Origin of the sequence: Lactobacillus sp. OTU4228 (assembly GCF_001006945.1) — a bacterium.
GTDB lineage: Bacteria > Bacillota > Bacilli > Lactobacillales > Lactobacillaceae > Lactobacillus > Lactobacillus amylovorus.
The window spans coordinates 178,411-202,219 of record NZ_CDLD01000004.1 but is presented as its reverse complement, the minus strand read 5'-3'; the positions used below and the strand labels follow the sequence as shown (position 1 = coordinate 202,219).

General features: G+C 37.7%; 27 protein-coding genes. 7 read left to right on the top strand and 20 right to left on the bottom strand.

The features are described 5' to 3' along the window. Positions 1-275 precede the first annotated feature (275 nt). Both BN1206_RS01825 and BN1206_RS01820 read left to right on the top strand, forming a co-directional pair. Positions 276-1,271: an NAD(P)/FAD-dependent oxidoreductase gene (locus BN1206_RS01825; RefSeq protein WP_013641549.1), complete on the top strand. Its 996-nt coding sequence runs from the start codon at positions 276-278 to the stop codon at positions 1,269-1,271. 8 nt (positions 1,272-1,279) lie between these two features. Continuing rightward, positions 1,280-1,930: a VTT domain-containing protein gene (locus tag BN1206_RS01820; RefSeq protein ID WP_013641548.1), complete on the top strand. Its 651-nt coding sequence runs from the start codon at positions 1,280-1,282 to the stop codon at positions 1,928-1,930. A gap of 12 nt (positions 1,931-1,942) precedes the next feature. Here the strand turns inward: BN1206_RS01820 and BN1206_RS01815 are convergent, their stop codons facing one another. The 5 genes from BN1206_RS01815 to BN1206_RS01795 are packed head-to-tail and all read right to left on the bottom strand — an operon-like array spanning position 1,943 to position 5,659. Beyond that, the gene (locus tag BN1206_RS01815) at positions 1,943-2,551 is read right to left on the bottom strand and encodes a TIGR01906 family membrane protein (protein WP_013641547.1); all 609 of its coding nucleotides are present in this window, start codon (positions 2,549-2,551) and stop codon (positions 1,943-1,945) included. Further along, a complete protein-coding gene (locus BN1206_RS01810) occupies positions 2,548-3,318 on the bottom strand; it encodes a TIGR01457 family HAD-type hydrolase (RefSeq protein ID WP_013641546.1) in 771 nt (256 codons plus the stop codon). The genes BN1206_RS01815 and BN1206_RS01810 overlap by 4 nt, the downstream gene beginning before the upstream one ends. Then, on the bottom strand, positions 3,318-3,947 hold the full coding sequence (locus tag BN1206_RS01805; RefSeq protein ID WP_013437262.1) for a YutD family protein: 630 nt from the start codon (positions 3,945-3,947) through the stop codon (positions 3,318-3,320). The genes BN1206_RS01810 and BN1206_RS01805 overlap by 1 nt, the downstream gene beginning before the upstream one ends. Then, the gene (locus tag BN1206_RS01800; protein ID WP_013437261.1) at positions 3,948-5,324 is read right to left on the bottom strand and encodes a bifunctional metallophosphatase/5'-nucleotidase; all 1,377 of its coding nucleotides are present in this window, start codon (positions 5,322-5,324) and stop codon (positions 3,948-3,950) included. It abuts the gene before it with no gap. A gap of 14 nt (positions 5,325-5,338) precedes the next feature. Beyond that, positions 5,339-5,659 (bottom strand): hypothetical protein, encoded by a 321-nt coding sequence (locus BN1206_RS01795; protein WP_013437260.1) that lies wholly within the window; start codon positions 5,657-5,659, stop codon positions 5,339-5,341. A gap of 93 nt (positions 5,660-5,752) precedes the next feature. Here BN1206_RS01795 and BN1206_RS01790 point away from each other — a divergent pair, with 93 nt between their 5' ends. Further along, complete coding sequence (locus tag BN1206_RS01790) at positions 5,753-7,123, top strand: glycerophosphodiester phosphodiesterase (RefSeq protein ID WP_046433889.1); 1,371 nt, start codon at positions 5,753-5,755, stop codon at positions 7,121-7,123. 54 nt (positions 7,124-7,177) lie between these two features. On the opposite strand, the gene BN1206_RS01785 is transcribed toward BN1206_RS01790, so the two are convergent. Next, entirely contained in the window at positions 7,178-8,179 is a 1,002-nt protein-coding gene (locus tag BN1206_RS01785) for a substrate-binding domain-containing protein (protein WP_013641543.1), read from the bottom strand. 145 nt (positions 8,180-8,324) lie between these two features. On the opposite strand from BN1206_RS01785, the gene BN1206_RS01780 reads away from it, so the two are divergent. Then, on the top strand, positions 8,325-9,431 hold the full coding sequence (locus BN1206_RS01780; protein WP_013437257.1) for a M24 family metallopeptidase: 1,107 nt from the start codon (positions 8,325-8,327) through the stop codon (positions 9,429-9,431). Positions 9,432-9,479: 48 nt separating this feature from the next. Here BN1206_RS01780 and BN1206_RS01775 read toward each other — a convergent pair whose 3' ends face one another. Both BN1206_RS01775 and BN1206_RS01770 read right to left on the bottom strand, forming a co-directional pair. Further along, positions 9,480-9,854, bottom strand: a complete 375-nt coding sequence (locus tag BN1206_RS01775) for a hypothetical protein (protein ID WP_013437256.1) — start codon at positions 9,852-9,854, stop codon at positions 9,480-9,482. Between the two features lie 17 nt (positions 9,855-9,871). Next, entirely contained in the window at positions 9,872-10,297 is a 426-nt protein-coding gene (locus BN1206_RS01770; protein WP_013641542.1) for a DUF948 domain-containing protein, read from the bottom strand. 108 nt (positions 10,298-10,405) lie between these two features. Here BN1206_RS01770 and BN1206_RS01765 point away from each other — a divergent pair, with 108 nt between their 5' ends. Then, entirely contained in the window at positions 10,406-11,251 is an 846-nt protein-coding gene (locus BN1206_RS01765; RefSeq protein WP_013641541.1) for a mechanosensitive ion channel family protein, read from the top strand. A 30-nt stretch (positions 11,252-11,281) separates the two neighbouring features. On the opposite strand, the gene BN1206_RS01760 is transcribed toward BN1206_RS01765, so the two are convergent. From BN1206_RS01760 to murI, 4 genes are all read right to left on the bottom strand, one after another. After that, positions 11,282-11,503 (bottom strand): hypothetical protein, encoded by a 222-nt coding sequence (locus BN1206_RS01760; protein ID WP_014565578.1) that lies wholly within the window; start codon positions 11,501-11,503, stop codon positions 11,282-11,284. 152 nt (positions 11,504-11,655) lie between these two features. Continuing rightward, complete coding sequence (locus tag BN1206_RS01755) at positions 11,656-12,186, bottom strand: transcriptional regulator (protein ID WP_014565577.1); 531 nt, start codon at positions 12,184-12,186, stop codon at positions 11,656-11,658. 109 nt (positions 12,187-12,295) lie between these two features. Continuing rightward, positions 12,296-12,916, bottom strand: coding sequence for an XTP/dITP diphosphatase (locus BN1206_RS01750; protein ID WP_013641539.1), 621 nt, complete (start codon positions 12,914-12,916; stop codon positions 12,296-12,298). After that, complete coding sequence (gene murI / locus BN1206_RS01745) at positions 12,916-13,722, bottom strand: glutamate racemase (protein ID WP_013641538.1); 807 nt, start codon at positions 13,720-13,722, stop codon at positions 12,916-12,918. The genes BN1206_RS01750 and murI overlap by 1 nt, the downstream gene beginning before the upstream one ends. Positions 13,723-13,800: 78 nt before the next feature. Between murI and BN1206_RS01740 the strand changes: the two genes are divergently transcribed. Together BN1206_RS01740 and mscL are read left to right on the top strand one after the other, a co-directional pair. Then, positions 13,801-14,220 (top strand): YslB family protein, encoded by a 420-nt coding sequence (locus BN1206_RS01740; RefSeq protein WP_013437247.1) that lies wholly within the window; start codon positions 13,801-13,803, stop codon positions 14,218-14,220. Between the two features lie 81 nt (positions 14,221-14,301). Next, positions 14,302-14,673 carry a large-conductance mechanosensitive channel protein MscL gene (mscL, locus tag BN1206_RS01735; RefSeq protein ID WP_013641536.1) on the top strand — a complete coding sequence of 124 codons (372 nt, stop codon included), beginning with the start codon at positions 14,302-14,304 and terminating at the stop codon, positions 14,671-14,673. A gap of 51 nt (positions 14,674-14,724) precedes the next feature. Here the strand turns inward: mscL and trxA are convergent, their stop codons facing one another. From trxA to BN1206_RS01695, 8 genes are all read right to left on the bottom strand, one after another. Then, on the bottom strand, positions 14,725-15,036 hold the full coding sequence (gene trxA, locus BN1206_RS01730; RefSeq protein ID WP_052542799.1) for a thioredoxin: 312 nt from the start codon (positions 15,034-15,036) through the stop codon (positions 14,725-14,727). 80 nt (positions 15,037-15,116) lie between these two features. Continuing rightward, positions 15,117-17,474: an endonuclease MutS2 gene (locus BN1206_RS01725; protein WP_052542797.1), complete on the bottom strand. Its 2,358-nt coding sequence runs from the start codon at positions 17,472-17,474 to the stop codon at positions 15,117-15,119. 59 nt (positions 17,475-17,533) lie between these two features. After that, the gene (locus tag BN1206_RS01720) at positions 17,534-17,845 is read right to left on the bottom strand and encodes a DUF1292 domain-containing protein (protein ID WP_013437239.1); all 312 of its coding nucleotides are present in this window, start codon (positions 17,843-17,845) and stop codon (positions 17,534-17,536) included. 1 nt (position 17,846) lies between these two features. After that, positions 17,847-18,275, bottom strand: coding sequence for a Holliday junction resolvase RuvX (gene ruvX / locus BN1206_RS01715; RefSeq protein ID WP_013437238.1), 429 nt, complete (start codon positions 18,273-18,275; stop codon positions 17,847-17,849). After that, the gene (locus BN1206_RS01710; RefSeq protein ID WP_003549189.1) at positions 18,275-18,532 is read right to left on the bottom strand and encodes an IreB family regulatory phosphoprotein; all 258 of its coding nucleotides are present in this window, start codon (positions 18,530-18,532) and stop codon (positions 18,275-18,277) included. Before BN1206_RS01710 ends, ruvX begins: the two co-directional genes overlap by 1 nt. Before the next feature lie 60 nt (positions 18,533-18,592). Continuing rightward, positions 18,593-21,232 carry an alanine--tRNA ligase gene (gene alaS / locus BN1206_RS01705; protein ID WP_013641530.1) on the bottom strand — a complete coding sequence of 880 codons (2,640 nt, stop codon included), beginning with the start codon at positions 21,230-21,232 and terminating at the stop codon, positions 18,593-18,595. 240 nt (positions 21,233-21,472) lie between these two features. Beyond that, positions 21,473-22,834: a DEAD/DEAH box helicase gene (locus BN1206_RS01700; protein ID WP_013437236.1), complete on the bottom strand. Its 1,362-nt coding sequence runs from the start codon at positions 22,832-22,834 to the stop codon at positions 21,473-21,475. After that, a complete protein-coding gene (locus tag BN1206_RS01695) occupies positions 22,827-23,783 on the bottom strand; it encodes a DHH family phosphoesterase (protein ID WP_013641529.1) in 957 nt (318 codons plus the stop codon). Before BN1206_RS01695 ends, BN1206_RS01700 begins: the two co-directional genes overlap by 8 nt. Positions 23,784-23,809: the final 26 nt, after the last annotated feature.

Here is a 23,809-nt window from a genome sequence, read left to right as displayed (position 1 = left end):
TTCATCTCTTGCTTGACGACATTTAAATATGTTACCAGCTTCTTCTCCCTTTTGCAAGTACTTTTTTCATTTTATTGATTTTTCCTTTGCTCAGGCTTCTTATTCAAGCTGTGCCGCATCTCTCGAAGCGACTTTATTAATATATAATACTTGCAAACTAATTGCAAGCACTTTTTTATTAATAATTCGCCACCTCTAAAAACGTGACTTCAATAATATAACTTATTTGATCCGATCGAGCAAGCAAAATTTTCAAATGAATATTGCTCTAATTCATGTTAAAGTTGATACGTCAGCACTTAGAGGAGGTTTTTAAAATAAAAAAATATGATTTAGCCATTATTGGTGGCGGTCCTGTCGGATTATTTGCCGCACATTTTGCGCATTTACACGGTTTAAATACGATACTTTTTGATTCATTATCTGAATTAGGCGGACAACCGCAAATGCTCTATCCATTTAAACAAATAACTGACATCCCTGCCTTCGGCAAAATAAGAGCACATGAATTAATCCCAAGACTAACTGATGGGTTGAAGGATGAAACGGATATTGCAACTAACCATAAAGTAGAAAACATTGTAAAAACTACAGATGGTTTTACAATTGATGATTCAGTATTTGTACGTAGCATTATTATTGCTACTGGAGCTGGTGCATTTAAGCCAAAAGAACTTCCACTTAAAATGAATGAAGACATCAAAAAAAGAATTCATTACTTTATTAAGGATCCTAAAGAATTCGCTAATCAAACAATTGGTGTTTTCGGTGGTGGTGATTCAGCACTTGATTTGGCACTTGAGCTTGCAAATTATGCCGATATTAAGCTTATTCACCGTCGTGATCAATTCCGCGGCCTAGAATCTAACGTTCAAAAACTAAAATCTTTAAAAAACGTTGAAATTCTTACCCCATATCTTCCTAAAGATATTCAATTAATTGATAATAAGTTAGACATTAGTCTTAAGAAAATGGGTGGCGATGAAATACGTCATGAACAATTTGATCAAATTATGGTAGCATACGGCTTCAGAGCTAACAACCGCTTTGTTAAAAAATGGGGCATCGATCTTGATGGTACAACCATCCCAGTTGATCGTGCAATGGAAACTAACATCGATGGCATTTATGCAGTAGGCGATGTAGTTTCTTATCCTGGACGCGTCCCTTTAATTGCACTCGGTTTTGGTGAAGCCCAAATTGCTATTACATCAATTATGCGCAACCTATTTCCTGAAAAGACTTTAACAATTCATTCAACGAGTATATAGGGGTTTTTATGGCTTTAATTGATTTTATTCTGCATATTGACGATCACCTAGTCACGATCGTCAATCAATTCGGCGGTTGGTCTTACCTAGTTCTGTTCGCCATTATTTTTATCGAAACTGGTTTAGTCGTTTTTCCATTCTTACCGGGAGATTCTCTTATCTTTGCGGCAAGTGCAATGGCAGCCAATCCAAAGTACGGTTTAGATGTTTGGCTAATTTACGTAGTGGTCGCCTTGGCCGCAATTGTCGGTGATACGGTCAACTATGAAATAGGCGCTTGGTCTACTCGAGCTGGAGAAAAACATAGCTGGTTCAATAAACTAATCAATGAAAATAACCGATTGGCAGCTGAAAAGTTCTTCGAACGTCATGGTCCAACCACGATTGTTATAGGAAGATTTATACCATTTATTCGTACTTTTGTTCCGTTCATTTCAGGCGGCAGCAAGATGCATTATGGCAAATTCATTACATATAATATCGTAGGTGGCCTACTTTGGACGGGATTATTTACAACAATCGGATTCTTCTTTGGTAATATTCCATTTGTAGAGGATCACTTCTCAATGATCGTAATTGCTATTATCCTTGTTTCGGTAGTGCCAATTGCTATTGTTGCTTTAAATAAAAAATTGTCATTAAAAAAAGAATTCCATTAACGGAATTCTTTTTTATTTACGCAATAATTTTTCTGCAAAATAGAGTTCATAAATGATTCCCGCCACGGCAAAGCATGAAGCGAAAAATCCTTCGGTTAAAACATTAATAATCGGATCCGTATTAGGATCAAATAGCCAATCGTTGTTGTTGAACAAAATATGGTGAAATATCACAAAGAAACTATCAAAATTTGTCACCGCAAAAGGAAAAATAACAATCGGAAGCAAGAGCAAAATAAGTGCTGCTGATTTATTCAAATCTAGCAATGCTTTTTTTCTTTGCTTTTTAAAGATAAAATGCAGCACCAAACAAATGATAAAAACAAGTACGGCTAACACAAATAATTGCTTACATTCCGCAAAGTGTTCAGCAGCATTTGGTGATGTGGGAAAATCGTCCATTTTAAGCTTATTTTTAAAGGGCCAGATCAAATAAACCATCAACTGGTTATAGTTATGCATGACCTTAAATAAAGACATGTGAACCGTCTCATTTGTCTTCTGAACGATCATGAAAATAAAGAGCAAGGGCCAGCTTGCAATAATTGCCCCAACTACACTACTAGTTAAAGCAAATAAGAAGTGATAAACGACTGAAAAAATATTGTCTTTTGTGATCATAGTTTGAACTCGTCTAAATTATTAACCAAAATTGTTGGTTGTCTTTTGCCTTGAATATCTTCTTTTTGAGTCACGCCAGTCAAAGTTAACAATTGATCCACGTCACTATTAAAGCCAGCTTTAATATCCGTATTGTAATTATCGCCTACTAAAAGGGTATCTTCTTTGGTGTAGCCCATTTTATCCAAAGCCATATTAACAATAATTGATTCTGGCTTACCGATATATAGAGGCTTTACGCCACTAGAAGCTGCTACAAAGGCACATTGGGCACCGTTACCAGGGATTAATTCCCCTTCTGCCGGCAAATTCATGTCAGCATTTGTCCCAATAAAAGTTGCACCATTTCTAATTGCATTTGAAGCTACGCGTACCTTATGGTAGGTCAAATCCTTATCCATTCCGACAATCACATAGTCTGGATCTTTTTCATTTAGTTCAAACTCAGGGTGCTTCAAGATTTCGGTCCATAATCCAATTTCACCGATAATGTACACACCAATCTTTTTCTTATGATTGTGAGCCAGAATATAGCTAACCGTAGCCATGCTTGGAGTATAAACATGGCTAATATCAGTATCAACGCCGTGGCCTTTTAACTTATCAACCACCATTTGTGGTGTTCTGGTCGTATTATTAGTTAAAAATAAATAGTCTTTATTATGCTCGATCAAACGATGAACAAATCTTACTCCAGACTCTACAGTTTCTTTTCCACGGTAAACCGTACCGTCTAAGTCAATCATAAATAACCGGTAATCTTTCACTAGTTTCCCTTTCTCTTTTTAATAATAAATGAATGATGCCGTCCAAATTCTTTCTTTATTGCAATTGATTGCTTCTTCTTGAATTTAGTTTGATGAACGCGCCGTTTCTTAAATGGATTATTGTTATTATTCTCATTTTTACGCCGTCCCTTATAATGGCGCCGACTGCGAAAACGTTCTTTTTTATTATGCTCACGCTCATAACGTTCATGCGTCTTTTTCTTAGGATGCTGATAAAAATGCGTAGGATGCGTTAACTCCAAGATAAAATATGGTCCACCTGGATTACGATACTCCTTCAAGTAATCAACAATCGCCAACTCTTTTTTATCAATTGAAGTGCAGGCCTCATCTTTATAAAAGCCTTTCAAACGCAAGTGTTCACTAGAAACATCCCCCACTAAATAATCATATTGATCCAAATAGGGATCATACTTTTTACGCAAGGTTTCTAAATCCAGTGCATCCCTCTCATTGGCAATGATGCTATAAAGCTGATCATTGATTTTGATACTCCTACCATCTTGGACTACGTTAGCCAAGGGATGACGAAGCGGCTGTTCTTGTTCAAACTTATTCGTTTTCTCTTCGCTATTTTCTTCTGAGTTCTTCTTGTTCTTTTCAGTCATTTACTTCACATCTCTTGATAATGGATATTTTTTGGCTAAATAATTGCCTACAACTTCACGTAAAAATTGAGGGAATAAGAATTCATTTTCACCAACAATAGCCAACGTTGGGAAAAATGGAACCAAAACATAGTGGTCCAAACAGGCTAATTGATAATCTTTTTCTGGATCAACTTCACGACCATTCACATAAACAATTCGCTTACGCATATCTACTTTGATCCCTTTATAGTACATTTGACCAAAGATCTTGCCTCTGAAGCTCATGCCTTGCAAATGAAAATGATCAAGATAATGACGGTTCTTTTCAATTTCCATTACCAAACGCCACAAGTCGCTGCCCTTTAATGTTGAGCGCACCACGTGCATTGGGTGTGGCAAAGCGTTTTGTAAATCGAATTGAGTTAAAATTCCACTCTTAAATGGGGTTAAAAACAAACCTGAGCTTAGAATCGCCAAGTCAGTTTTCGCAAAATCAGCAATCGCATCAAGGGAAGCTTGAACTGCGGCTACCTTGTCATCTGCAAATTTTTCAGGTAAATCTGCCACTTTACGTTCAGACAGCAATTTTTTACCCTTTTCATAATAGCCGCGAATCACTGCTTCATCTCCTGGCTCTTCTGGCATAGATGCAGTAGCAACCGTATTCGGAACAATCTTAGTTACATGATGATCATCTAATTCAACATGAATGTCACCAACATAGTTACCCCATTTACCAGTTTGGGTAATCCAAGTATGATCTACTTTTTCTCCATGGGCGATTAAATCATGACTGTGCCCACCAACAATTAAATCAATTTGAGGATAATTCTTAGCTAACCAGCGATCCATCTTCAGGCCAACGTGTGTTAATAAAATAAGTACGTCATATTGACCATCGATTTCTTTAAGTTCCTTATCCATCGTGCTTCCTAGCATTTTTACGTGCCAGTGATTAGGACCATACGTCATTGGATAAGCGGCAGTCAAGCCGATTAAGGCAATGCGCGTATTCTTTTTAGTAGTTAAAATCTTGTGTCCTACTGCCCATTTAGGCATAGTTTCGTCTTCTTCACGCAAATTCGCCAAAATTGTAGGAAAATCAGCATGATCAAACAAACACTCTAACACCCAATGCGGGTTAGAAATTCCTTCGTTATTGCCAATCGTAAGGGCCGTGTATTTAAAGCCATTCATTAATTTAATATTGGCTTGACCTTCTGTGGCATCAGTAAGTGGATGGGAACGATCCATAAAATCTCCCGCGTCAAAAGTATAAACTTCATCAACAGAAGTATCTGCCTGCGCCTTTTTTAAATAGCGTCCTATCTTAGGAAAATGTTCAAAATGTGAATGAAGATCATTTGTATGTAAAATTCGCCATGTTTCTTCCATTTTTGTACCACTTTCTAACCAATTCGATTGGCTTTTAATACCATATTATACGCATCGAGGATTTTTCCTTTAGGCTTTTCCCATTCCACCCATTTTGGATTTTTCCAATCGTCTTCATTTGTTAAAGTCTGCAAATCATAAGTATCATTAATATATTTTTCGTATTCAATCAATGCCTTGGTTCGTGGAATATTCAGTTGCAATATTCTAACGCTCTTGATAGCGCCATGGTCTGCTGCTAATTCGGCAATCCCATTTTGATCGATATTAGAAATTTCATAATATCGACTGCCATCATTTCTTGTAATTTCTTCAATTAAATCCAATTGTTCCATCCAATCACCCTTAAGGAATAAAAGAATCATACTATAAAAAATAGAAAAAAATGTGTAACCATGCTATTGTAAGTATGCGATAGAGGTGTACACATGAAAATTAAAAGCCAAGTATTTTGGGCTATTTTTTTTAGCTTAGTCTTTTTTACAACTAGCGGTTTTACTGTCGTTGGTCACCGCGGCGATCCTATCAAATATCCTGAAGAAACAATTCAGGCTGATAACTCCGCCTTCAATTCTGGTGCCGACTACGTTGAACTCGATCTTCAGCTTTCTAAAGATGGAGTATTGGTCATCTCTCATGATGATGACCTTTACCGAGTTACTCATACACATGCAATTGTATCACAAAATGACTTTAAGACACTTAAACAGCTAAGGTACGATAATGGCGAACACGTCATGTCGCTGAATGAGCTTTTTAAGTATTATAAAAATAGGCCAAATACTAAATTTGTTTTAGAGACAAAAATAGATCATAGCATTAACCCTTCTTATGAGCTAGAAGATAAAATTGCTCAAGTAGTTAAAGAATATCATATGCAAAACAGAATTATGATCCATTCTTTTTCTGCCGCAAGTTTATTTCATTTAAGAGAACTAATGCCACATGCATATTTAATCCTAATTGTTGGTAGTCTTCGCCGCATTAACTTCAGTATTTTACCTCAGGTCAATGCAGTTAACGCCTCATCCGATATTGTTCAAGAGCATCCCTTCTTAATTCACTGGCTCCATAAATTGCATAAGCAACTTTATGTCTGGGCCAAAATGGATGAATCGCCTGCTTTATGGCATTGGCTAATCAACCGAAATGTCGACGGGGTTGTAACTAACTTTCCGGCTACTGGTTTTAAATATAAATTAGCCAAAAGTGGCACCAAAAAATATGCCATTAATCGTTCAGGAATCTATTTTGGCAAAACTAAAACTGCCACAATGATGAATCCTTATGTGCGAATCAAAGAAAAGAAATATGTCTATCCAGGACAAAAACTTAACGTAACTTATGGCGTACGAGTTGATGATCGTCTTTATTACCAAATTGCCGAAAAGACATTTATCTCTGCGGAATTTGTTAACTTAGATTTACGCCAGCAAGATATTGCCCCATATCAGAATAAAAAGATTATGGCTAAGCCCAACACTAAAGTTACGCTGTACAGTTATCCAGATAATCAGGCCCAAACCAATAAAGTTTTACCTGCTGACAAACTATTCAAGATTCAAAACTTTAACGGCAGTCCTAAAAATATGTGGCTCTACACCAAGCTAGGCTGGGTCAAAGCAAATCAAATTCTGTTCTACGGTTTCTTCAGTAAACAAGCTTTTGCAGATTACAAGAAATTGCCAAGAGTTAGTCATTACACTAACTTGGCCTTGTTAACATATAATCCAAATAACCCAATTAAAGAACTAACCTTTAGTGAAAAGCAAAAGGCCGTTAACCATATTATTTATTAAAGACAAAAAAGACCAGTTCCTACAAACTGATCTTTTTTAATTTACTGATTTTAATTATTGGTTTAAAGTACTTTGCTTCTTAACCAATTCATATGGCAATTCAATATGAGTATCGTCAACTTCTTCGTTGTTCATCAACTTAGTCAACATTCTCATAGCTACGGCACCCATATCGTAAAGTGGTTGCTTAATGGTAGTCAAAGCTGGACGAACAACTGAAGCCAATTGAGTAGCACTCGCAGTAACGATTTCAAATTCTTCAGGAACCTTAGTACCTGCATCCATTGCTGAATTCAAGATACCTACTGAAGAAATGTCACGAGTTACAATTACACCATCAATACCATCTTTAACGAGTTGAGGATATAAGTTGTAACCATCTGAGTAATCCTTAATGCCAGTATAAATATGTGGTTCACCCAAATTGTTTGCTCTAATGAATTCTTCGTAAGCTGGAATTCTATTTTCGCCATTAACTACGGCATCTTGATCGCCAACTACAATAGCCAAGTTCTTCTTGCCATCATGCATGAGCAAGTTCAACGCTTCGGTATCAGCCTTCTTGTAATCAATCGTAACTGAAGCGAATTCTTCACGATTGTCCTTGGTACCTGCCAAAACCACAGGCGTTTCAGTACGTTTAAATGCTTCCGCAGCCTTATCTGGCAAACGGTTTGACATATAAATTACACCGTCAACTTGCTTGTTAAGCAAACTTTGAATAACTTGATCTTCTTTCATCAAGCGATTCTCAATACTGGTAATGATAATGTTGTACTTGTACAAAAGTGCAATATCATCAATCCCCTTTGATAATTCCGCAAAATATAAATTGGTTAAATCTGGGACGATTAAACCAACAGTAGTGGTACGCTTAGAAGCTAAACCTTGTGCTACCGCATTTGGTTGGTAGTGCAATCTCTTAATAACCTCTAATACGCGATCACGAGTTTCTTTTCTAACATTATTATTCCCATTAACAACACGAGAAACAGTAGCCATTGAAACTTTAGCTTCTCGAGCAACATCATAAATAGTAACATCTTGCTTATGCATTCTCATCTCAGTCCTTCCTGAAACTCCTTCGCCCTAATAATGTATCATTATCTAGCCTCAAGCGCAAACGTTTACAGCTTTTCTTTCATTTTTTCATGCATAAATCATGATATACTTGTAATAAATTTAAGAAAAGAGGAACGCTATGAACTTAGATAAATTACAACAATGGTTGCAAGATTACGGCAATGACCTTGCCTTTATTTCTAACCCAATTACCATTTCATACTTCACTGGCTATTCAATGGATCCTCATGAACGAATTTTTGCCTTGGTCGTATTTAAAGACGCAGAACCATTCGTATTCTGCCCTGCTTTAAACGTAGAAGAAGCCAAAGATTCTGAATGGGACGGCGACGTTATCGGCTACCTTGATTCAGAAGATCCATGGGGTATTATTGCTGACAACGTTAGAAAACGCGCAAGTGAGCATCACAACTGGGCAATTGAAAAAGACGATTTATCTGTTGCCCACTACCAACGCTTACGTGGCGAATTTCCAAACTCCAGCTTCACTAACGACGTATCTCCTTTCATCGAAAGACTTCGTTTATACAAGACGCCTGAAGAAATTAAGAAACTTCAAGGTGCCGGTGCTGAAGCTGACTTTGCTTTCAAGATTGGTTTTGATGCCATTAGGACTGGCGTTACTGAAAGAAGCATCGCTGGTCAAATCGACTACCAATTAAAGATTCAAAAAGGCGTAATGCATGAAAGTTTTGAAACTATTGTGCAAGCTGGTAAGAATGCCGCTAACCCTCACCTAGGTCCAACCATGAACACAGTTCAACCTAACGAATTAGTTTTGTTCGACTTAGGTACCATGCACGATGGCTACGCATCAGACTCAAGTAGAACTGTGGCCTACGGCGAACCAAGCGACAAACAACGTGAAATTTACGAAGTCGACCGCGAAGCTCAACAAGCAGCAATTGAAGCAGCTAAACCTGGTATTACTGCAGAAGAACTTGATAGTGTTGCTCGTGACATCATCACCAAAGCTGGATATGGCGAATACTTCATTCACCGTTTAGGTCACGGTATCGGTAAAAACGTACACGAATACCCATCAATCGTTCAAGGCAATGACTTGGTACTTGAAGAAGGCATGTGCTTCTCAATTGAACCTGGTATTTACATCCCTGGCTTTGCCGGTGTTAGAATCGAAGACTGTGGTGTCGTTACTAAAGATGGTTTCAAGCCATTTACCCACACCGACAAAGACTTAAAGATCTTGCCACTCAAAGATTAAGACAAAAAGAAAAAGGCCGATTAAATCGGCCTTTTTTAGTAGATTTGATTAAGCTTCTGGCTTATCTTCTTCTGCATCTTCAGCGTTGTGTTCTTCTTCTGCGTTGTTTAAATCATCGACAGATTCTTGAGCATTGTCGCCTGCAGTAACATCGTCATCTTTATTTGAATCATCAATTACGATATCATCGAAGTCTTTTAATTCCGAATCATCTTCAACATTCTTTGGGAATGAAGCTAATTGATTCTTGACAATTTCAGTGCCATTATCGTATTTCTTCTTCAAATCTTGAAGCTTGTCGTTATCTTTAATTTTGTTCTTAACGTCATCTACTTGTTCATCACTAACAAGAAGTGAACCTGCGAGAAAACCTGCTGCACATCCAGCAACGGCACCTAATACAAAACTTGCAAATTTTTTCATGGTGAATTCCTCCTTTATTAATTTTCACCTCTGCGACGCTTACGTCTTGCGAATGCCGTCGCAGCTATTGAAGAAACAAGACCAGCATGGCTAAAATGATTGCTGCTAAAGCGTTTAGCGATCTTCTTGGATGAATCATTTAACTCTGATACGCTTTCGCCTAAATCTGCAGCAGCTTGAACTACTGGATCTAACGTCTTCATTTTACCATTAATATCGACCATCAGGTCATTAGTTTTATCCAACAAATCATTTGTTTGATCCATCAGACTATCCATATCTTCTGTCATCTTTTTTAATGATTCATTAGTTGTTTGAATAGTTGTACTGGTTTCTTTTAATAATTTTGCGGTTCTAGTAAGCATTGGAATTGTAAACAATACCAAAATCAAGAAAGCGATAGCCGCAATCAAACCAGCTAAAGCACCATAAGAAATTGTCATTTTTAACCTCCATTATTATCTAAAAAAAGTCTAGCATGAAAATGCTTTATTCTCAATCTATGTATTGTTATTATTTTATAGAATCATAATGTAAAGAAAGGACCATCTATGAAGCTTCCCTCACAATTAAATATTCAAAAAATAAAACTAGACTGGAATAAAATCGGTCAAAATTTACTTTCTACTGTTTGGCAGTTAGCAATTACGACCCTGATCTTTTATCTATTATCTCACTTTGGGCATAAATTAATTAACAATTATTTAGCTAAACACAATACATTAAAAAATAAACGCTCTAAAACAATTGCTGCTTTGATCAACAGTTTATTCCAATATACGTTGATCTTCTTTTATTTGTTTGGCGTCTTATCAATTTTAGGTGTGCCAGTTGGAACGCTACTGGCCAGTGCCGGAATCTTCTCCCTAGCTTTAGGGATGGGGGCCCAAGGATTCGTCAGTGATCTGGTCAACGGTTTCTTCATCTTGAGTGAAGACCAATTCGATGTTGGTGACTTGGTACAAATTGGCACTAACGTAGGAACTGTAGTTCAACTGGGGCTTAGAACCACTAGATTAAAAGGTTCAGATGGTTCAATTATCTACATTCCTAACCGTAATATTACCATCGTGCAAAACCTAGCTCATGGCGGTGTGGCACTTGATATTAACCTTGACCTTGATGCTGAAAACGATGTTACAGAAGTAAGCCGCCTCATCAAGCAATGCAATCAAACTATTCAACCCGAGAAAAAGACAATTGTTCAAGGTCCAACGATTACAGGAATCACGGAACAAACCGGCAACAAATTTGTTTACAGCATTCACTTTCAAGTTAAGCCAGGAAAACAAAGTGCAGTTAGAAATTTGTATTTAACTAAATACATTCAAACTTTGCAAAAAAATGGCATTAAATTTGCTAGTGTGCCTACCCCAAAAACAACCCAAGCTAAGTAAAAAATGTCCAGTTTTAAAAACTGGGCATTTTTATTTTTGATCAATATTTTTGATTTCTTTGTAAGTTCTATAAATAGCAATTATTCCTGAAAGATTGATCAGAATAAGTATCCACCAAACTTTTTTATCTGCCATGGAAATCGTAGTTAAAAACCAGATATCAAATAAAACATAAAGTAGAAAAATAATTAAAATATTCCAACATCCTAGCTTAGCCACATATCGTGAATAATATTTTCTAGTTACCGGCAAACACGCTGCCACCATCACAAAAATTGCTAGAATTCCGATTACCCATAATGCCTTAATTGCGCCTCTTTCAAAGCATGATTTATTTTTGCTATTTTTATTATCATGCTTTTAGTAGCACCCATTTACTTATTTCCGAAATCTCGGAAACCAATTTATTCACCATAGATCTGTTTAATTTGTGTAAATGCAACCTGAAAATCTGATTTCATATTTTTAAGTCCTAGAAAATCTAAATACTTAAACAAAGAAGCTATTTCAGTACTGTCATTATTCTTGGCATAATCAATCAAACTATGCATGAATTTTTTACGAATAGTTTCTTCCGCATACAGATTCATTATTTCTAACGTATCTAATTTTTCTAACAAACTTTCAGCTTTGGGCAGATCCTTTTTATTTAATGGCTCATCCTGATACCGCTTTAAATACTGCAACGAAATTGCTTTAAGCTGCTTGATATTATTTGCTCCATATGCATCGGCAATATCTTGAATTGAAAAATATAAATGTGAACTGACCGTATTTTCTAAAAATTCCATTGGTTGAACATGGATATTAAAAAGCAAGGCAATAACTTTACACCAGGATAAATTATCCTTGCCCTTTTCCCATTCTGCTAGCGTAGACTTGTTAGTAATCTCCTTTGCTGCATCAACTAAATTAATATGATGAGCTACACGCATTTTTCTAAATTTCGGGCCATAGATATTATCTTTTATTACATTTTCTTTTACAGAGGTCTCCTACTTATAAACACAAAAAGGTGTTCCAAAATGAACACCTTTTTTCTTTTTATTCAAATTGTTCAAGCCAAGCAGGTAATTCTTGTAATAATTTTTCTACTGCACGACCACGGTGAGAAATTTCATTCTTTTCATCAGTAGTCATTTGTGCAAAAGTTTTACCCTTTTCTGGTACATAAAACAATGGATCATAACCAAAGCCATCTTCACCTTGTGGCAATGGTAAAATGCGACCTGCGCATGTACCCGAAACGACTAAATCTTTATCAAATTCACCTGGCATCGAAACCACGATTGTGGTCCAGAACTTAGCCATTCTCTTTTCCTTGGGTACACCGCCAAGCTCAGCTAATAATTTAGCATTGTTTTTGGCATCATTATGAGCTTCACCAGCATAGCGAGCACTTCTTACGCCCGGTTCACCATTTAATGCATCAACCATCAAACCAGAGTCGTCCGCAATTGTTGGCATTTTACTAAAATCAGCCAATTCATGTGCCTTAATTTTAGCGTTGGCTTCAAAAGTATGACCACTTTCAATTGGATGTGGTGGATTTTCCAAATCCGCATTTGTTTTAATGATTACATCAACATCAGCTTGTTTGAAAGCTTCTTTTAATTCACGTGCCTTACCTTGATTGCTAGTCGCAAACAAAATTTCTTTAACCATTATTCGTTCTCCGTATCTACGTGTTTGGAAGTTAAAGTGTCATCATCCATAAACGTACGCGCTAATTTATCAAAGCTTGTTGAATTACCAGTAGTGTAGTATTCATGAACTGGCTTATGGCCTTCTTCACTAAACAAACCATCACGGCGCATTACGTTGAATGTATATTGTGCTACTTGATCAGCAGGATCTAAAATAGTTACATTTTCATCGTCAATTGCTTCTTTGAATTCTTGTTCAATTAATGGATAGTGGGTGCAGCCCAAAACCAAGGTATCAAAATCCTTACCCTTTAAAGGAGCTAAACTTTCTTTAACCACCTTTAAATTAGTCGCATGCTCTTCTTGTGCTTCAACTAATGGAGCAAGTTTTGGCGTAGCTAATTCTGTTACTTCAATTTCTGGATCACGGAAATGAATTTCTTTTTCATAAGCATGTGAACCTACGGTTACACTAGTTGCTACAACCGCTACCTTTTTATTCTTAGTAGTTCTAGAAGCTGCTAGTGCACCTGATTGAATAACCCCGATAATCTGCGGTTCAATTTCTTTTTCAATTGTCCCCATGGCCGCAGCGGTTGCCGTATTGCAGGCAAAAATTACCAGCTTCACATCATTATTAAGCAAGAACTTAACTGATCTGCGTGTTAAATTAATAATATCTTCTTTAGTTCGATTGCCATATGGCATATGTGCGTTATCACCAATAAAAACGGTGGATTCATTAGGCAGTTTTTCAATTACTTTTTTAGCGATAGACAGGCCGCCTAGACCTGAATCTAGTAGTCCAATTGGACGATTATCCATGATAAAAAACCTCTTATTAAGAAAAAAATTATTTTCTACTCCTACTAGTTTACGGTAAAATAAAAAAGAATAAAAGGGATGAACAAGTTTATGACAGAAAATACAGAACACTCTAACGAACACGTATATTTTATTAATCAGCTTTACCGCGACTTTCTTTTGCCAACCATTTTAGGCAACGATAATGCATCTATTCTTTACTGGGCCGGCAAACGAGTTGCTCGCAAATATGATCTAACCGATTTTGACGATTTAGCTGACTTCTTTGCCATGGCTGAATTCGGCAAACTCGAAAAGACCAAGGAAAGACGCTCTTCTACCACTTTTGAACTTAGTGGACAAACAGTAGAAGATCGTTTAGACAGCGACAGTAAAGAATTTTCACTTGAAAGTGGCATGATTGCTGAAGCAGTTCAAAAGGCTACTGGCAAGACTACCGAAAGTGAAATCAACATTTTGCCTAAAGAAAAGAAAGTGGAAATCACCGCTAGATTCTAAAATCTAGACTATAAATTAGGACTCCTATATAATTAATTTGTAACCGTATTACAACTAGATCTAGATATAGGAGTAAATAAAATGCTTAAGGAATTTAAAAAATTTATTGCCCGCGGAAATGTAATTGATTTAGCAGTCGGTGTAATTATTGGTGCAGCTTTTACTGCCATTGTGCAATCACTTGTTACGAATCTAATCAATCCTTTAATCGGATTATTCGTAGGCAGAATCAATCTTTCCAACTTAGTTCTTCAAGTCGGGGATGCTAAATTTAAATACGGCAGCTTTTTAAATTCAGTAATTAACTTCCTGATTATTGCCTTTGTTGTATTTTTAATTGTTAAAGCTGTTAACAAATCTACCAAAAAAGAGGAAAAAGAAGCGCCTGCTACACCAACTGAGGCAGATTACTTAAAAGAAATCCGTGATTTGCTTAAAGAAAAAGAAGCATAGTAAAAAGCCTGAGTCCGATTGGTCTCAAGCTTTTTTGATTATCTTTTTTCTTTAATCAGTGTATTGATCCAAAATTTGGTCCAACTTTTCCTTTGGAGTGTAACCAGTAATTCGATCAACAATGTTGCCATCCTTCTTGATAATCAAAGTTGGGATAGCCATAATGCCAAGGTTCTTAGCAGTATCTTGGTTTTGATCAACATCCATCTTGTAGAAGTTAACGTCTTGACGTTCTTCTGACAATTGTTCAATTACTGGTGATTGCATCTTACATGGACCACACCAAGTTGCCCAAAAGTCAACTAAAGCAACACCATCACTAGTTTCTTCATCGAAGTTTTGATCATTAATTGCATCAACCATAATATTTACCTCACTAAATAAATTTCTAAAGTTTATATTATTAGTATATTCATCTTACTTACTTTTCGCAAGTGAATTGCTTACTTCAATTCAACAATCGTTGCTCCGTTACCGCCTTCGTTAGCTGGCGCATAGTTAAAGCTCTTGACGTGTCTGCTGTTACGCAAATATTGCCATACTCCTTTACGGATTGCACCAGTACCAATTCCGTGAATTATCGTTACTGTGCCAAGGCCGGCTAATAAAACAGAATCGATATAACGATCAAGGTTAGTCATTGCTTCGTCATAGCGTTGACCGCGCAGGTCTAATTCACTATGAGCATTGCTTCTTCTAACTGCACTAGTAGCTCTAACTAGATGTTTAGGCTTAGTAGATTCGTTCTTTTCAATTCGCTCAATATCACGATCGCTAGCTTTTACCTTGATAATTCCCATCTGAACCTCATATTCATGTTCGGACAGCTTCTTGGTAATAGTCCCTGTTTGACCGTATGATAGGACTTTTACACGGTCACCTACACTTACATGATGACGACGCTTTTCACGCTGTAAGACCTTGTTATGGGCCAAATTGTTAGCCTGACGTTCCAGATTGTTTAATTCACCCTTAGCTTCAATGATCTTGTTTTCTTTTACGCCAGCATTCTTTTGCTTTTCAAGTTGTTCAATAATTTGATCAGCCTTTTTACGACGCTTGGCAATGATTTCATTCGCTCTTTCTTGAGCAAAATCAAGCTGCTTTTGTACGCGTTGGTTGTACCAATCAAGTGCTTGTTGCAATTTTTGTTCCAACTTTTGGCTACGATCTAAACTAGTCTCCAAACGATTGCGTGCACTAGTGGCCGCCTTAGTTTGCGCATTCAACTTAGAAATCATCTTGTTAATGTCTGAATCTTCGTCTGACATTAAGTTTTGCGCATTTTTAACTACGTCTTCACGCATCCCCAATCGACGAGCAATCGCAAAGGCATTACTGTGACCAGGAATACCAATTTGCAAATGATAAGTTGGTGACAAAGTCTTCAAATCAAATTCCATTGAGGCATTTGTAGTACGAGGACGGTTGTAGCCGTAAAGTTTTAATTCAGGATAGTGCGTTGTAACCATGATCTTGGCATCTTTTTGACGCAAAAAGTCCAAAATACTGATAGCCAAACTGGCACCTTCTTCTGGGTCGGTACCTGCACCAATTTCGTCAATTAAAACCAAGGTTTCCTTGTTCACATTTTTCATAATGGCTACGATGTCATTGATGTGGGATGAGAAAGTACTCAATGATTGCTCAATCGATTGTTCATCACCGATATCAGCGTAGACCTCTTCAAACACGCCAACTTTACTACCTTCTTCGGCTGGAATAAACAAACCAGATTGAGCCATTAATTGCAACAAACCTGCAGTTTTTAATGTGATAGTCTTACCACCGGTGTTTGGACCAGTGATTAACATCGTATCAAAATCATCACCCAAACGAATATCATTTGGTACAACTTTTTCAGGATCAATCAATGGGTGACGCGCGTTGCGTAAATTAATTGAGTGATCCTTAGTTAAAATTGGTTCGCTAGCCTTCATGTTTTTAGCCAATTTAGCTTTAGCTTGCAAGAAGTCTAGTCGTGTTAAAGCAGTCGCAATATTATTCAAACTGTCAATTTCCTCTCTAGCTAAGCCAGACAAGTGCTTTAAAATATTGCGGATCTCTTGTTTTTCTTGAGCAATCAAATTTTGTTGACGGTTGTTCAAGTTTAAAACTGCTTCTGGTTCAATAAACAAAGTTTGACCACTGGCACTTTGATCGTGAACTACCCCACCAAATTTTGCTCTATATTCTTGTTTAACTGGAATAACGTAACGATCATCACGAATAGTTACAATTTGTTCAGATAAGTATTTACTGCTGTTGCCCTTGGTATAAGCATTCATCTTATCCTTGATTTCTTCTTCATTGCTTGCAATATCGTGACGCAAACGAGCTAAAGCACTTGAAGCCGTATCAAGTACTTCACCATCATAATCAAGGGACTTCTTTAATTCTCTAAAAAGAAGATCTGGCACATCTAATTGATCCAAGATTGAATCAATAGCTGATAAATCTATTTTTTCATCATCAAGATCTTCCAAAAAACTATTAATTTCATTAGCCAAGCTTAAGACAAGCAATAAGTTGCCCAGCTCTTTAGCATTCAAATTTGCCTTTACGCCCAAACGTTTAGTACTTGGACGGACATCTTTAAAGTCAGTTAAAGGAAGTTGCCCTTTGATTCTAAGCAAATCTGCTAATGCCAAAGTTTGTTTTAATTCCGTTTGTACTTGGTCAAAATCATCACTTGGTACTAGCCTTTCAGCTTCTTTCTTAGCTGGTTCAGTAATAGCTAGTTCACTTAAGCGTTTGGTAATTTCGCCAAATTCTAAAATTTTTAAAATCTTTTTATTCATAGCTATTTATTTTTCTTAAAACTAACAAAAAGGACCAGCCACAGCCAGTCCTTTTTTATTTACTTACCACTCAAGCGGTCATCGTTTAAGAAAGTATTCAAAACTCCTTGGACCATGTCCCACTCATCATCAGATTCGATTTCGTGCAAATCACTGCTTGTTACATCGCCTGCATCATCTGCATCGTAACTGAAAGCTTGTACTTCGATGTCTTCATCATCGCCAACAGCGGCTGGATAAAGAAGCACGTATGATTTGTCATAATCATCAGAATGAAAAGTAAATAATACTTCATACAATTCTTCATTACCTTGATCGTCGATCAAAGTAATTTGACGATCTTCATCGTCACCATTAACTTGTGCTGCCATGTTAATCCTTTCGGTGTAAATCTAAATAATTTTGCAAGATGAGCACCGCTGCCATCTGATCAATCACTTGTTTACGTTTCTTACGGTCATGAATACCAGCATCTTCTACAAGTACTCGCTGCGACTCAATTGTTGTTAATCTTTCATCAGAATAATACACAGGTAAACCAAACTTTTCTTCAAGTCGTTTGCCATATGCCTTACTTCGTGCAACAGAAGATCCTGAAGTCCCATCCATATTCTTAGGCAAACCCAATACGAATCCTTCTGGATCATATTGTCTTACCAATTTCTTTAAGGGACGCATACCAAAATTATATTTGGTTTCATCAATTTGAATAGTTTCTAACTTTTGTGCAGTAATGCCTAGCTCATCGCTAACAGCAACCCCTACGGTTTTAGAACCTACATCTAGACCTAATAATCGCATTATTTATTCTTACCAAGATAACTCTTAACAAGTTCTTCAATAATCTCGTCACGTTCGTGCTTAAGAATCAAGTTACGGGCATCATTGTGCCGTGGAATATAAGCAGGATCGCCAGAAAGTAAGTAACCTACAATCTGGTTGATAGGATTATAGCCCTTTTCTTCAAGCGCATTGTAAACATCTTGCAGAGTATCATAAACATTTTTCCCCTTATTCTGGTTAAAGTCAAAATGCATAGTCTTATCTAGCGAACTCATATTTATTCCTCCTGTCAACAATTTTACTTGAAAAAAAGCGTAAACACAATTAATTAATGCTTAGTTCTTAGAAATTTCGTCAATAACAGCTTTAATAGCGTCATTCAAACCTTCTGGTTTCTTACCACCGGCTTGAGCCATGTTTGGACGACCACCGCCGCCACCACCAAAGATTGGGGCAGCAATCTTGATCAAGTCGCCGGCTTTAAGACCCTTGTCTAATGCCTTTTGGTCCAAGCTGATGATCATGTTAGCCTTGCCATCGTTATTAGCAGCTAATACCAAAACATCTGACTTGTTGCCACTCTTCCAGTTGTCGGCAAGTTCACGCAAGTCATTCATGTTGTTTACATCTGCAATAGCTGAGATTACAGTCAAATCGCCAGCTTGCTTTACATTGTCAAAGATTTGACCAGCCTTAGCTTGGTTGATCTTCTTAGTCAAAGCTTCAACTTGCTTTTGGCTATCGTGAAGGTCACTTTCAAGTGAGTCAATCTTATCAATAATGTTGTCTGGCTTAGTTGCCTTAACATCTTCTTGAATGTCATCAAGCAAGCTTGAACGTTCTGCTAAGTATTCGTAAGCCTTCTTTGAAGTTACGGCTTCAATTCTACGCATACCTGCACCAACAGCTGATTCGGAAGTGATCTTGAAGATACCGATTTGGTTAGTGTTGTCTACGTGAGTACCACCACAGAATTCAGATGAGAAGTCACCCATTTGTACGACACGAACCTTGTCACCGTACTTACCGTTGAACAATGCTAAGGCACCCATCTTTTCACCTTCTTCAGGTGTAGTGATAGTAGTCTTAACTTGAATAGCTTCCCAAATCTTTTGGTTTACTAATTCTTCAACAGTCTTGATTTCACGTGGAGTCATTGGTTCCAAAGCAGTGAAATCAAATCTCAAGTAATCAGGATCAACTAATGAACCTGCTTGGTGAGTGTGTTCACCCAATACTTGACGAAGGGCTGCGTGAAGAAGGTGGGTTGCTGAGTGAGAGTGACGAAGACCTTCACGACGTTCCTTATCAAGCTTCAATATGTATTCCTTACCCTTTTCTACAGGCAAAATAAGGTCAACGAAGTGTAAGTTTTGGTCGTTAGGAGCGTGTTGAACGTCAATAACCTTAGCAACAAGTTCGCCATCTTGGCTATAAATGTTACCATGATCGGCAACTTGACCACCACGTTCTGCGTAGAATGGAGTCTTATCAAATACTAAAGTTGCGTGTTCTCCATCAGCCTTGTCGACTAACTTATCGTCAACAACGATATCAAGCAACTTAGCATGTGGTTCTTCGTAAGTATCACGTTCAAATACTGACTTGTCCTTAATGTTCATCAAGGTTACATCTTGACGACCCATTGATTGAAGGTCACCACGAGCTTTACGTGCACGTTCCTTTTGAGCTTCCATTTCAGCATCGAAGCCCTTCTTGTCAACCTTAAGGCCAGCATCTTGAGCTGATTCAAAAGTTAATTCGTATGGGAAGCCGTAAGTATCGAACATCTTGAAGGCATCCTTACCTGAAATGGTCTTGTCCTTTGAGTTCTTAGCCTTGTCGATTAAGTCGTCAAGCAAAGTCAAACCAGTATCAAGAGTTGATTGGAATCTTTCTTCTTCGTTTTGAATAACGTTTTCGATGAAGCCACGTTGATCCATTACTTCTGGGTAGTGACTTTCCATGATCTTACCTACAACTGGTACAAGCTTGTAAAGGAAGGCACCCCTAATACCCAAACGTTGACCGTTTAAGTCAGCACGACGGATCAAACGACGTAAAACATAACCACGGCCTGAGTTTGATGGAAGAGCACCATCAGCAATAGCAAAACTTACAGCACGAACGTGGTCGGCAATAATTTTGAATGCAGTAGTGTCTTCTTTGTTTTCACCGTACTTCTTGCCATCAGTCATTTCTTCAGTTGCATGAATAATTGGCAAGAATAAATCAGTTTCAAAGTTAGTTGGTGCATCTTGCAAAATTGAAAGTACACGTTCAAGACCCATACCAGTATCGATGTTCTTGTGTGGTTGATCAACGTACTTACCATTTGGCAAGTGGTTGTATTGTGAAAATACGATGTTCCAAATTTCAAGGTAACGAGCATTTTCACCACCAGGGAAGTTTTCTGGATCGTCTTCAGCAACATCGTTGTTTTCTTGACCACGGTCGTAGAAGATTTCAGTATCAGGACCACATGGACCTTCACCAATATCCCAGAAGTTATCTTCAAGTTTTACAATGTGGTCTGCTGGCATACCAGCTTTTACCCAAACCTTGAATGAATCTTCATCTTTTGGATAAACAGTACAGTATAATTTATCCTTTGGTAAGCCTAACCACTTAGGACTAGTTAAGAATTCCCATGCCCAAGGAATAGCTTCATCTCTGAAGTAGTCACCTACTGAGAAGTTACCAAGCATTTCAAAGAAAGTTTGGTGACGAGCAGTTTTACCAACGTTTTCAATATCGTTAGTTCTGATAGATTTTTGTGAAGAAGTAATTCTGCGGTTCTTTGGTACAACTGAACCATCGAAGTATTTCTTCATCGTAGCAACACCAGAGTTAATCCACAAAAGAGTTGGGTCATCTTGTGGAATAAGTGATGCACTAGGCATAATCATGTGACCATGTTCTTTGAAGAAGTCTAAGAACATTTGACGAAACTCTGAACTATTTAGTTTCTTCATTAATAATTTCTCCCTAAAACAAATAAAAAACACCATTGCAGTTATTCAAGGACGCTCCGCGCGCGGTACCACCTTGATTGCAACAGTGTTTGTTACCTCTTAATATTCTTAATTATTAAACTTAAAGGAGCATTTCTTGACCATTACTAAGCCTTCCCATCCTTCGGCTCTCTCTATGAAATAATTAATCAAAAAACATATCTTAAGCTGAAAATAATTGTACTACAAAATTAACGTCTGTCAACGCCCTTGCTCTCTACGACGTTTTCTTTGTCGTTTAGCTTTCCTAATTTCATGACGTTGTTCAAGCTTGCGCTTTTGACGATTGTCTTCGGCAATTGCACGCTTGATCTTCTTCTTGTAGCCTGGCTTACGCTTTCTCTTTTCTTTCTTAACGTAGCCAACTAACTTGGTATCAAGCTTGCGGTTCTTGCTTTGACGATTTTCACGACTGCGGTAGTGCTTACGTGGTACAAGTTCGCCATTCTTAATTTCGACAAAGTCAAAGTGAACGCCCATCTTTTCAAGTTCTTCAATGCGGTTCATTTCTTCTTCACGAATCAAGGTAATAGCATGACCTGATAAACCATTTCGACCAGTTCTACCAATTCGGTGAATAACGAATTCAATATCACGTGGAATTTCGTAGTTAATGACCAAACTAATCCCATCGATATCTAGGCCACGAGCGGCCAAATCGCTGGCTACAACGTATTGATATTGACCTTGTTCAACCTGACGCAGAGTTCTTTTTCTTTCTCTTTCGGTAACTCCGCCGTGAATCTTGGCTACTTTTAAGCCTTGATCTTGCAAGTACTTGGTCAATTCATCAACGGTTTGTTTAGTATTGGCAAAGACTAAAGCCAAATATGGTTGGCCCATCGTAAGCAACTTGTACAAAACGCTCTTGCGGTTCTTAGAACCAATATCGATTAAGTCATTCTTAATCGTTGGTGCAATTACGCTTGGGTTATCAATGACGATTTGGTCAGGGTGAGCCATGTATTTACGCAAAAAGTTAGACAACTTAACTGGAATTGTAGCTGAGAAGGCTGCAATTTGAACATCCTTAGGCAACTTAGCGGCTACTTGATCGATATCTGCTAAAAAGCCCATGTCTAACGTCATATCAGCTTCATCGATGACAAAGGTCTTCACTTGATCTACTGCAAAAACCTTCTTTTGTACAAAGTCCAAAAGTCGACCAGGTGTCGCAATTACTAACTGTGGCGTATTATTTTGGTACTTTTCAAGTTGACGTTCTCTGTCAGTTCCGCCAGCCAAGTGAGCAATTGAAAAGTTCATCCCTGAAGCTTTTCTAAGTTCACGTGCTACTTGATAAAGTTGATCAGCTAATTCACGACTAGGCAAAGTAATAATTGCTTGCACAGTATGAGCAGCTTCATCAATTTCATTAAAAATTGGCACCAAATATGCATGTGTCTTACCTGATCCTGTAGCAGCTTGAACTACTACGCTTAAATCAGAAAGCATTGCAGGAATAACCTTTTCCTGCACCTTAGTTGGCTTTTCAAAGTGGATCTTCTTTAAACCGGCTTGAACGGCAGGCTTAATTCTGGAATCTTCAAAAATATTATTCATGATCTTCTTTATACTTCTTAGTTACTTCAACGACTTCCGCAAAGATTTGCTTTACTTCGTCCAAATCCTTGGCGTTGGCACCACTTGCAAGAGCATGGCCACCACCATCATGCTTAGCAGCAAGTTCATTAATAACTGGGCCCTTTGAACGGTAGTGTACACGGTAAGTGCCATCTGGCTTTTCTACAAAGACGTTCCAAGCCAAAACATCTTTAATGCGGCCTGGAGTTGATACTGCTACGTTAGATTGATCATCAGTTAACCCTAACTTCTTAAGGTCGTCTTGAGTCAAAATAGTGTAAGCTGCGCCAACTGGATCAATTTCCATCTTGTCCATTGCAAGTGCTTGAAGCTTAGCTTCATCAAAGGTTACATCGGCAATGTTTCTAGCGATTTCAGTAATATCAATCCCAGTTGAAGCAAGTTGAGCAGCTACCTTAAAGGTGTGTTCTGAAGTTTCAGGGTACATAAAGCGGCCAGTGTCACCTACAATACCTGCGTAAAGTGGGTAAGCAATTTCCTTAGTAATCTTGAAATCTTCAGCGTTTAAGAAATCAACAATGATTTGGCAAGCTGCAGGAGCATCTGGATCAACGTAGCTCATGTCTGCGTATGGATCAACATCTGGGTGGTGGTCAATCTTAATCAAGAAATCACCCTTGTTGTAAAGCTTGTTAGAAATTCTTGGTGTATTGGCAGTATCAGTAGTGATTACCAAAGCACCTTCATAATCAGTAGCCTTAACTTGGTCCATGTGGTTGATCCAAGCAAGATCGCCTTCGTCGTTTTCACCAGCACAAAGCACACGCTTGTCTGGGAACTTTTCCATAATTGCACGAGCTAATCCAGCTTGTGAGCCAATTGCATCTGGGTCTGGACTAGTGTGACGGTGCAAGATAATAGTTGGATATTGTAAGATTTTTTCGTAAATGTCATCAAAACTACTCATTGTTTTTCCCTCGTCTTCTAAAAATA

Coding starts and splice junctions, on each gene's coding strand:
- BN1206_RS01740 (WP_013437247.1), top strand. CDS start 13,801: ATGAACAAGTTTATGACAGAAAATACAGAACACTCTAACGAACACGTA.
- BN1206_RS01790 (WP_046433889.1), top strand. CDS start 5,753: ATGAAAATTAAAAGCCAAGTATTTTGGGCTATTTTTTTTAGCTTAGTC.
- BN1206_RS01775 (WP_013437256.1), bottom strand. CDS start 9,854: ATGAAAAAATTTGCAAGTTTTGTATTAGGTGCCGTTGCTGGATGTGCA.
- BN1206_RS01710 (WP_003549189.1), bottom strand. CDS start 18,532: ATGAGTTCGCTAGATAAGACTATGCATTTTGACTTTAACCAGAATAAG.
- BN1206_RS01800 (WP_013437261.1), bottom strand. CDS start 5,324: ATGGAAGAAACATGGCGAATTTTACATACAAATGATCTTCATTCACAT.
- BN1206_RS01780 (WP_013437257.1), top strand. CDS start 8,325: ATGAACTTAGATAAATTACAACAATGGTTGCAAGATTACGGCAATGAC.
- BN1206_RS01795 (WP_013437260.1), bottom strand. CDS start 5,659: ATGGAACAATTGGATTTAATTGAAGAAATTACAAGAAATGATGGCAGT.
- mscL (WP_013641536.1), top strand. CDS start 14,302: ATGCTTAAGGAATTTAAAAAATTTATTGCCCGCGGAAATGTAATTGAT.
- BN1206_RS01750 (WP_013641539.1), bottom strand. CDS start 12,916: ATGGTTAAAGAAATTTTGTTTGCGACTAGCAATCAAGGTAAGGCACGT.
- BN1206_RS01725 (WP_052542797.1), bottom strand. CDS start 17,474: ATGAATAAAAAGATTTTAAAAATTTTAGAATTTGGCGAAATTACCAAA.
- BN1206_RS01700 (WP_013437236.1), bottom strand. CDS start 22,834: ATGAATAATATTTTTGAAGATTCCAGAATTAAGCCTGCCGTTCAAGCC.
- BN1206_RS01770 (WP_013641542.1), bottom strand. CDS start 10,297: ATGACAATTTCTTATGGTGCTTTAGCTGGTTTGATTGCGGCTATCGCT.
- BN1206_RS01755 (WP_014565577.1), bottom strand. CDS start 12,186: ATGCGTGTAGCTCATCATATTAATTTAGTTGATGCAGCAAAGGAGATT.
- murI (WP_013641538.1), bottom strand. CDS start 13,722: ATGGATAATCGTCCAATTGGACTACTAGATTCAGGTCTAGGCGGCCTG.
- alaS (WP_013641530.1), bottom strand. CDS start 21,232: ATGAAGAAACTAAATAGTTCAGAGTTTCGTCAAATGTTCTTAGACTTC.
- BN1206_RS01785 (WP_013641543.1), bottom strand. CDS start 8,179: ATGCATAAGCAAGATGTTACTATTTATGATGTTGCTCGAGAAGCTAAA.
- BN1206_RS01805 (WP_013437262.1), bottom strand. CDS start 3,947: ATGACTGAAAAGAACAAGAAGAACTCAGAAGAAAATAGCGAAGAGAAA.
- BN1206_RS01815 (WP_013641547.1), bottom strand. CDS start 2,551: ATGATCACAAAAGACAATATTTTTTCAGTCGTTTATCACTTCTTATTT.
- BN1206_RS01695 (WP_013641529.1), bottom strand. CDS start 23,783: ATGAGTAGTTTTGATGACATTTACGAAAAAATCTTACAATATCCAACT.
- BN1206_RS01820 (WP_013641548.1), top strand. CDS start 1,280: ATGGCTTTAATTGATTTTATTCTGCATATTGACGATCACCTAGTCACG.
- ruvX (WP_013437238.1), bottom strand. CDS start 18,275: ATGCGATTATTAGGTCTAGATGTAGGTTCTAAAACCGTAGGGGTTGCT.
- BN1206_RS01765 (WP_013641541.1), top strand. CDS start 10,406: ATGAAGCTTCCCTCACAATTAAATATTCAAAAAATAAAACTAGACTGG.
- BN1206_RS01720 (WP_013437239.1), bottom strand. CDS start 17,845: ATGGCAGCACAAGTTAATGGTGACGATGAAGATCGTCAAATTACTTTG.
- trxA (WP_052542799.1), bottom strand. CDS start 15,036: ATGGTTGATGCAATTAATGATCAAAACTTCGATGAAGAAACTAGTGAT.
- BN1206_RS01825 (WP_013641549.1), top strand. CDS start 276: ATGTTAAAGTTGATACGTCAGCACTTAGAGGAGGTTTTTAAAATAAAA.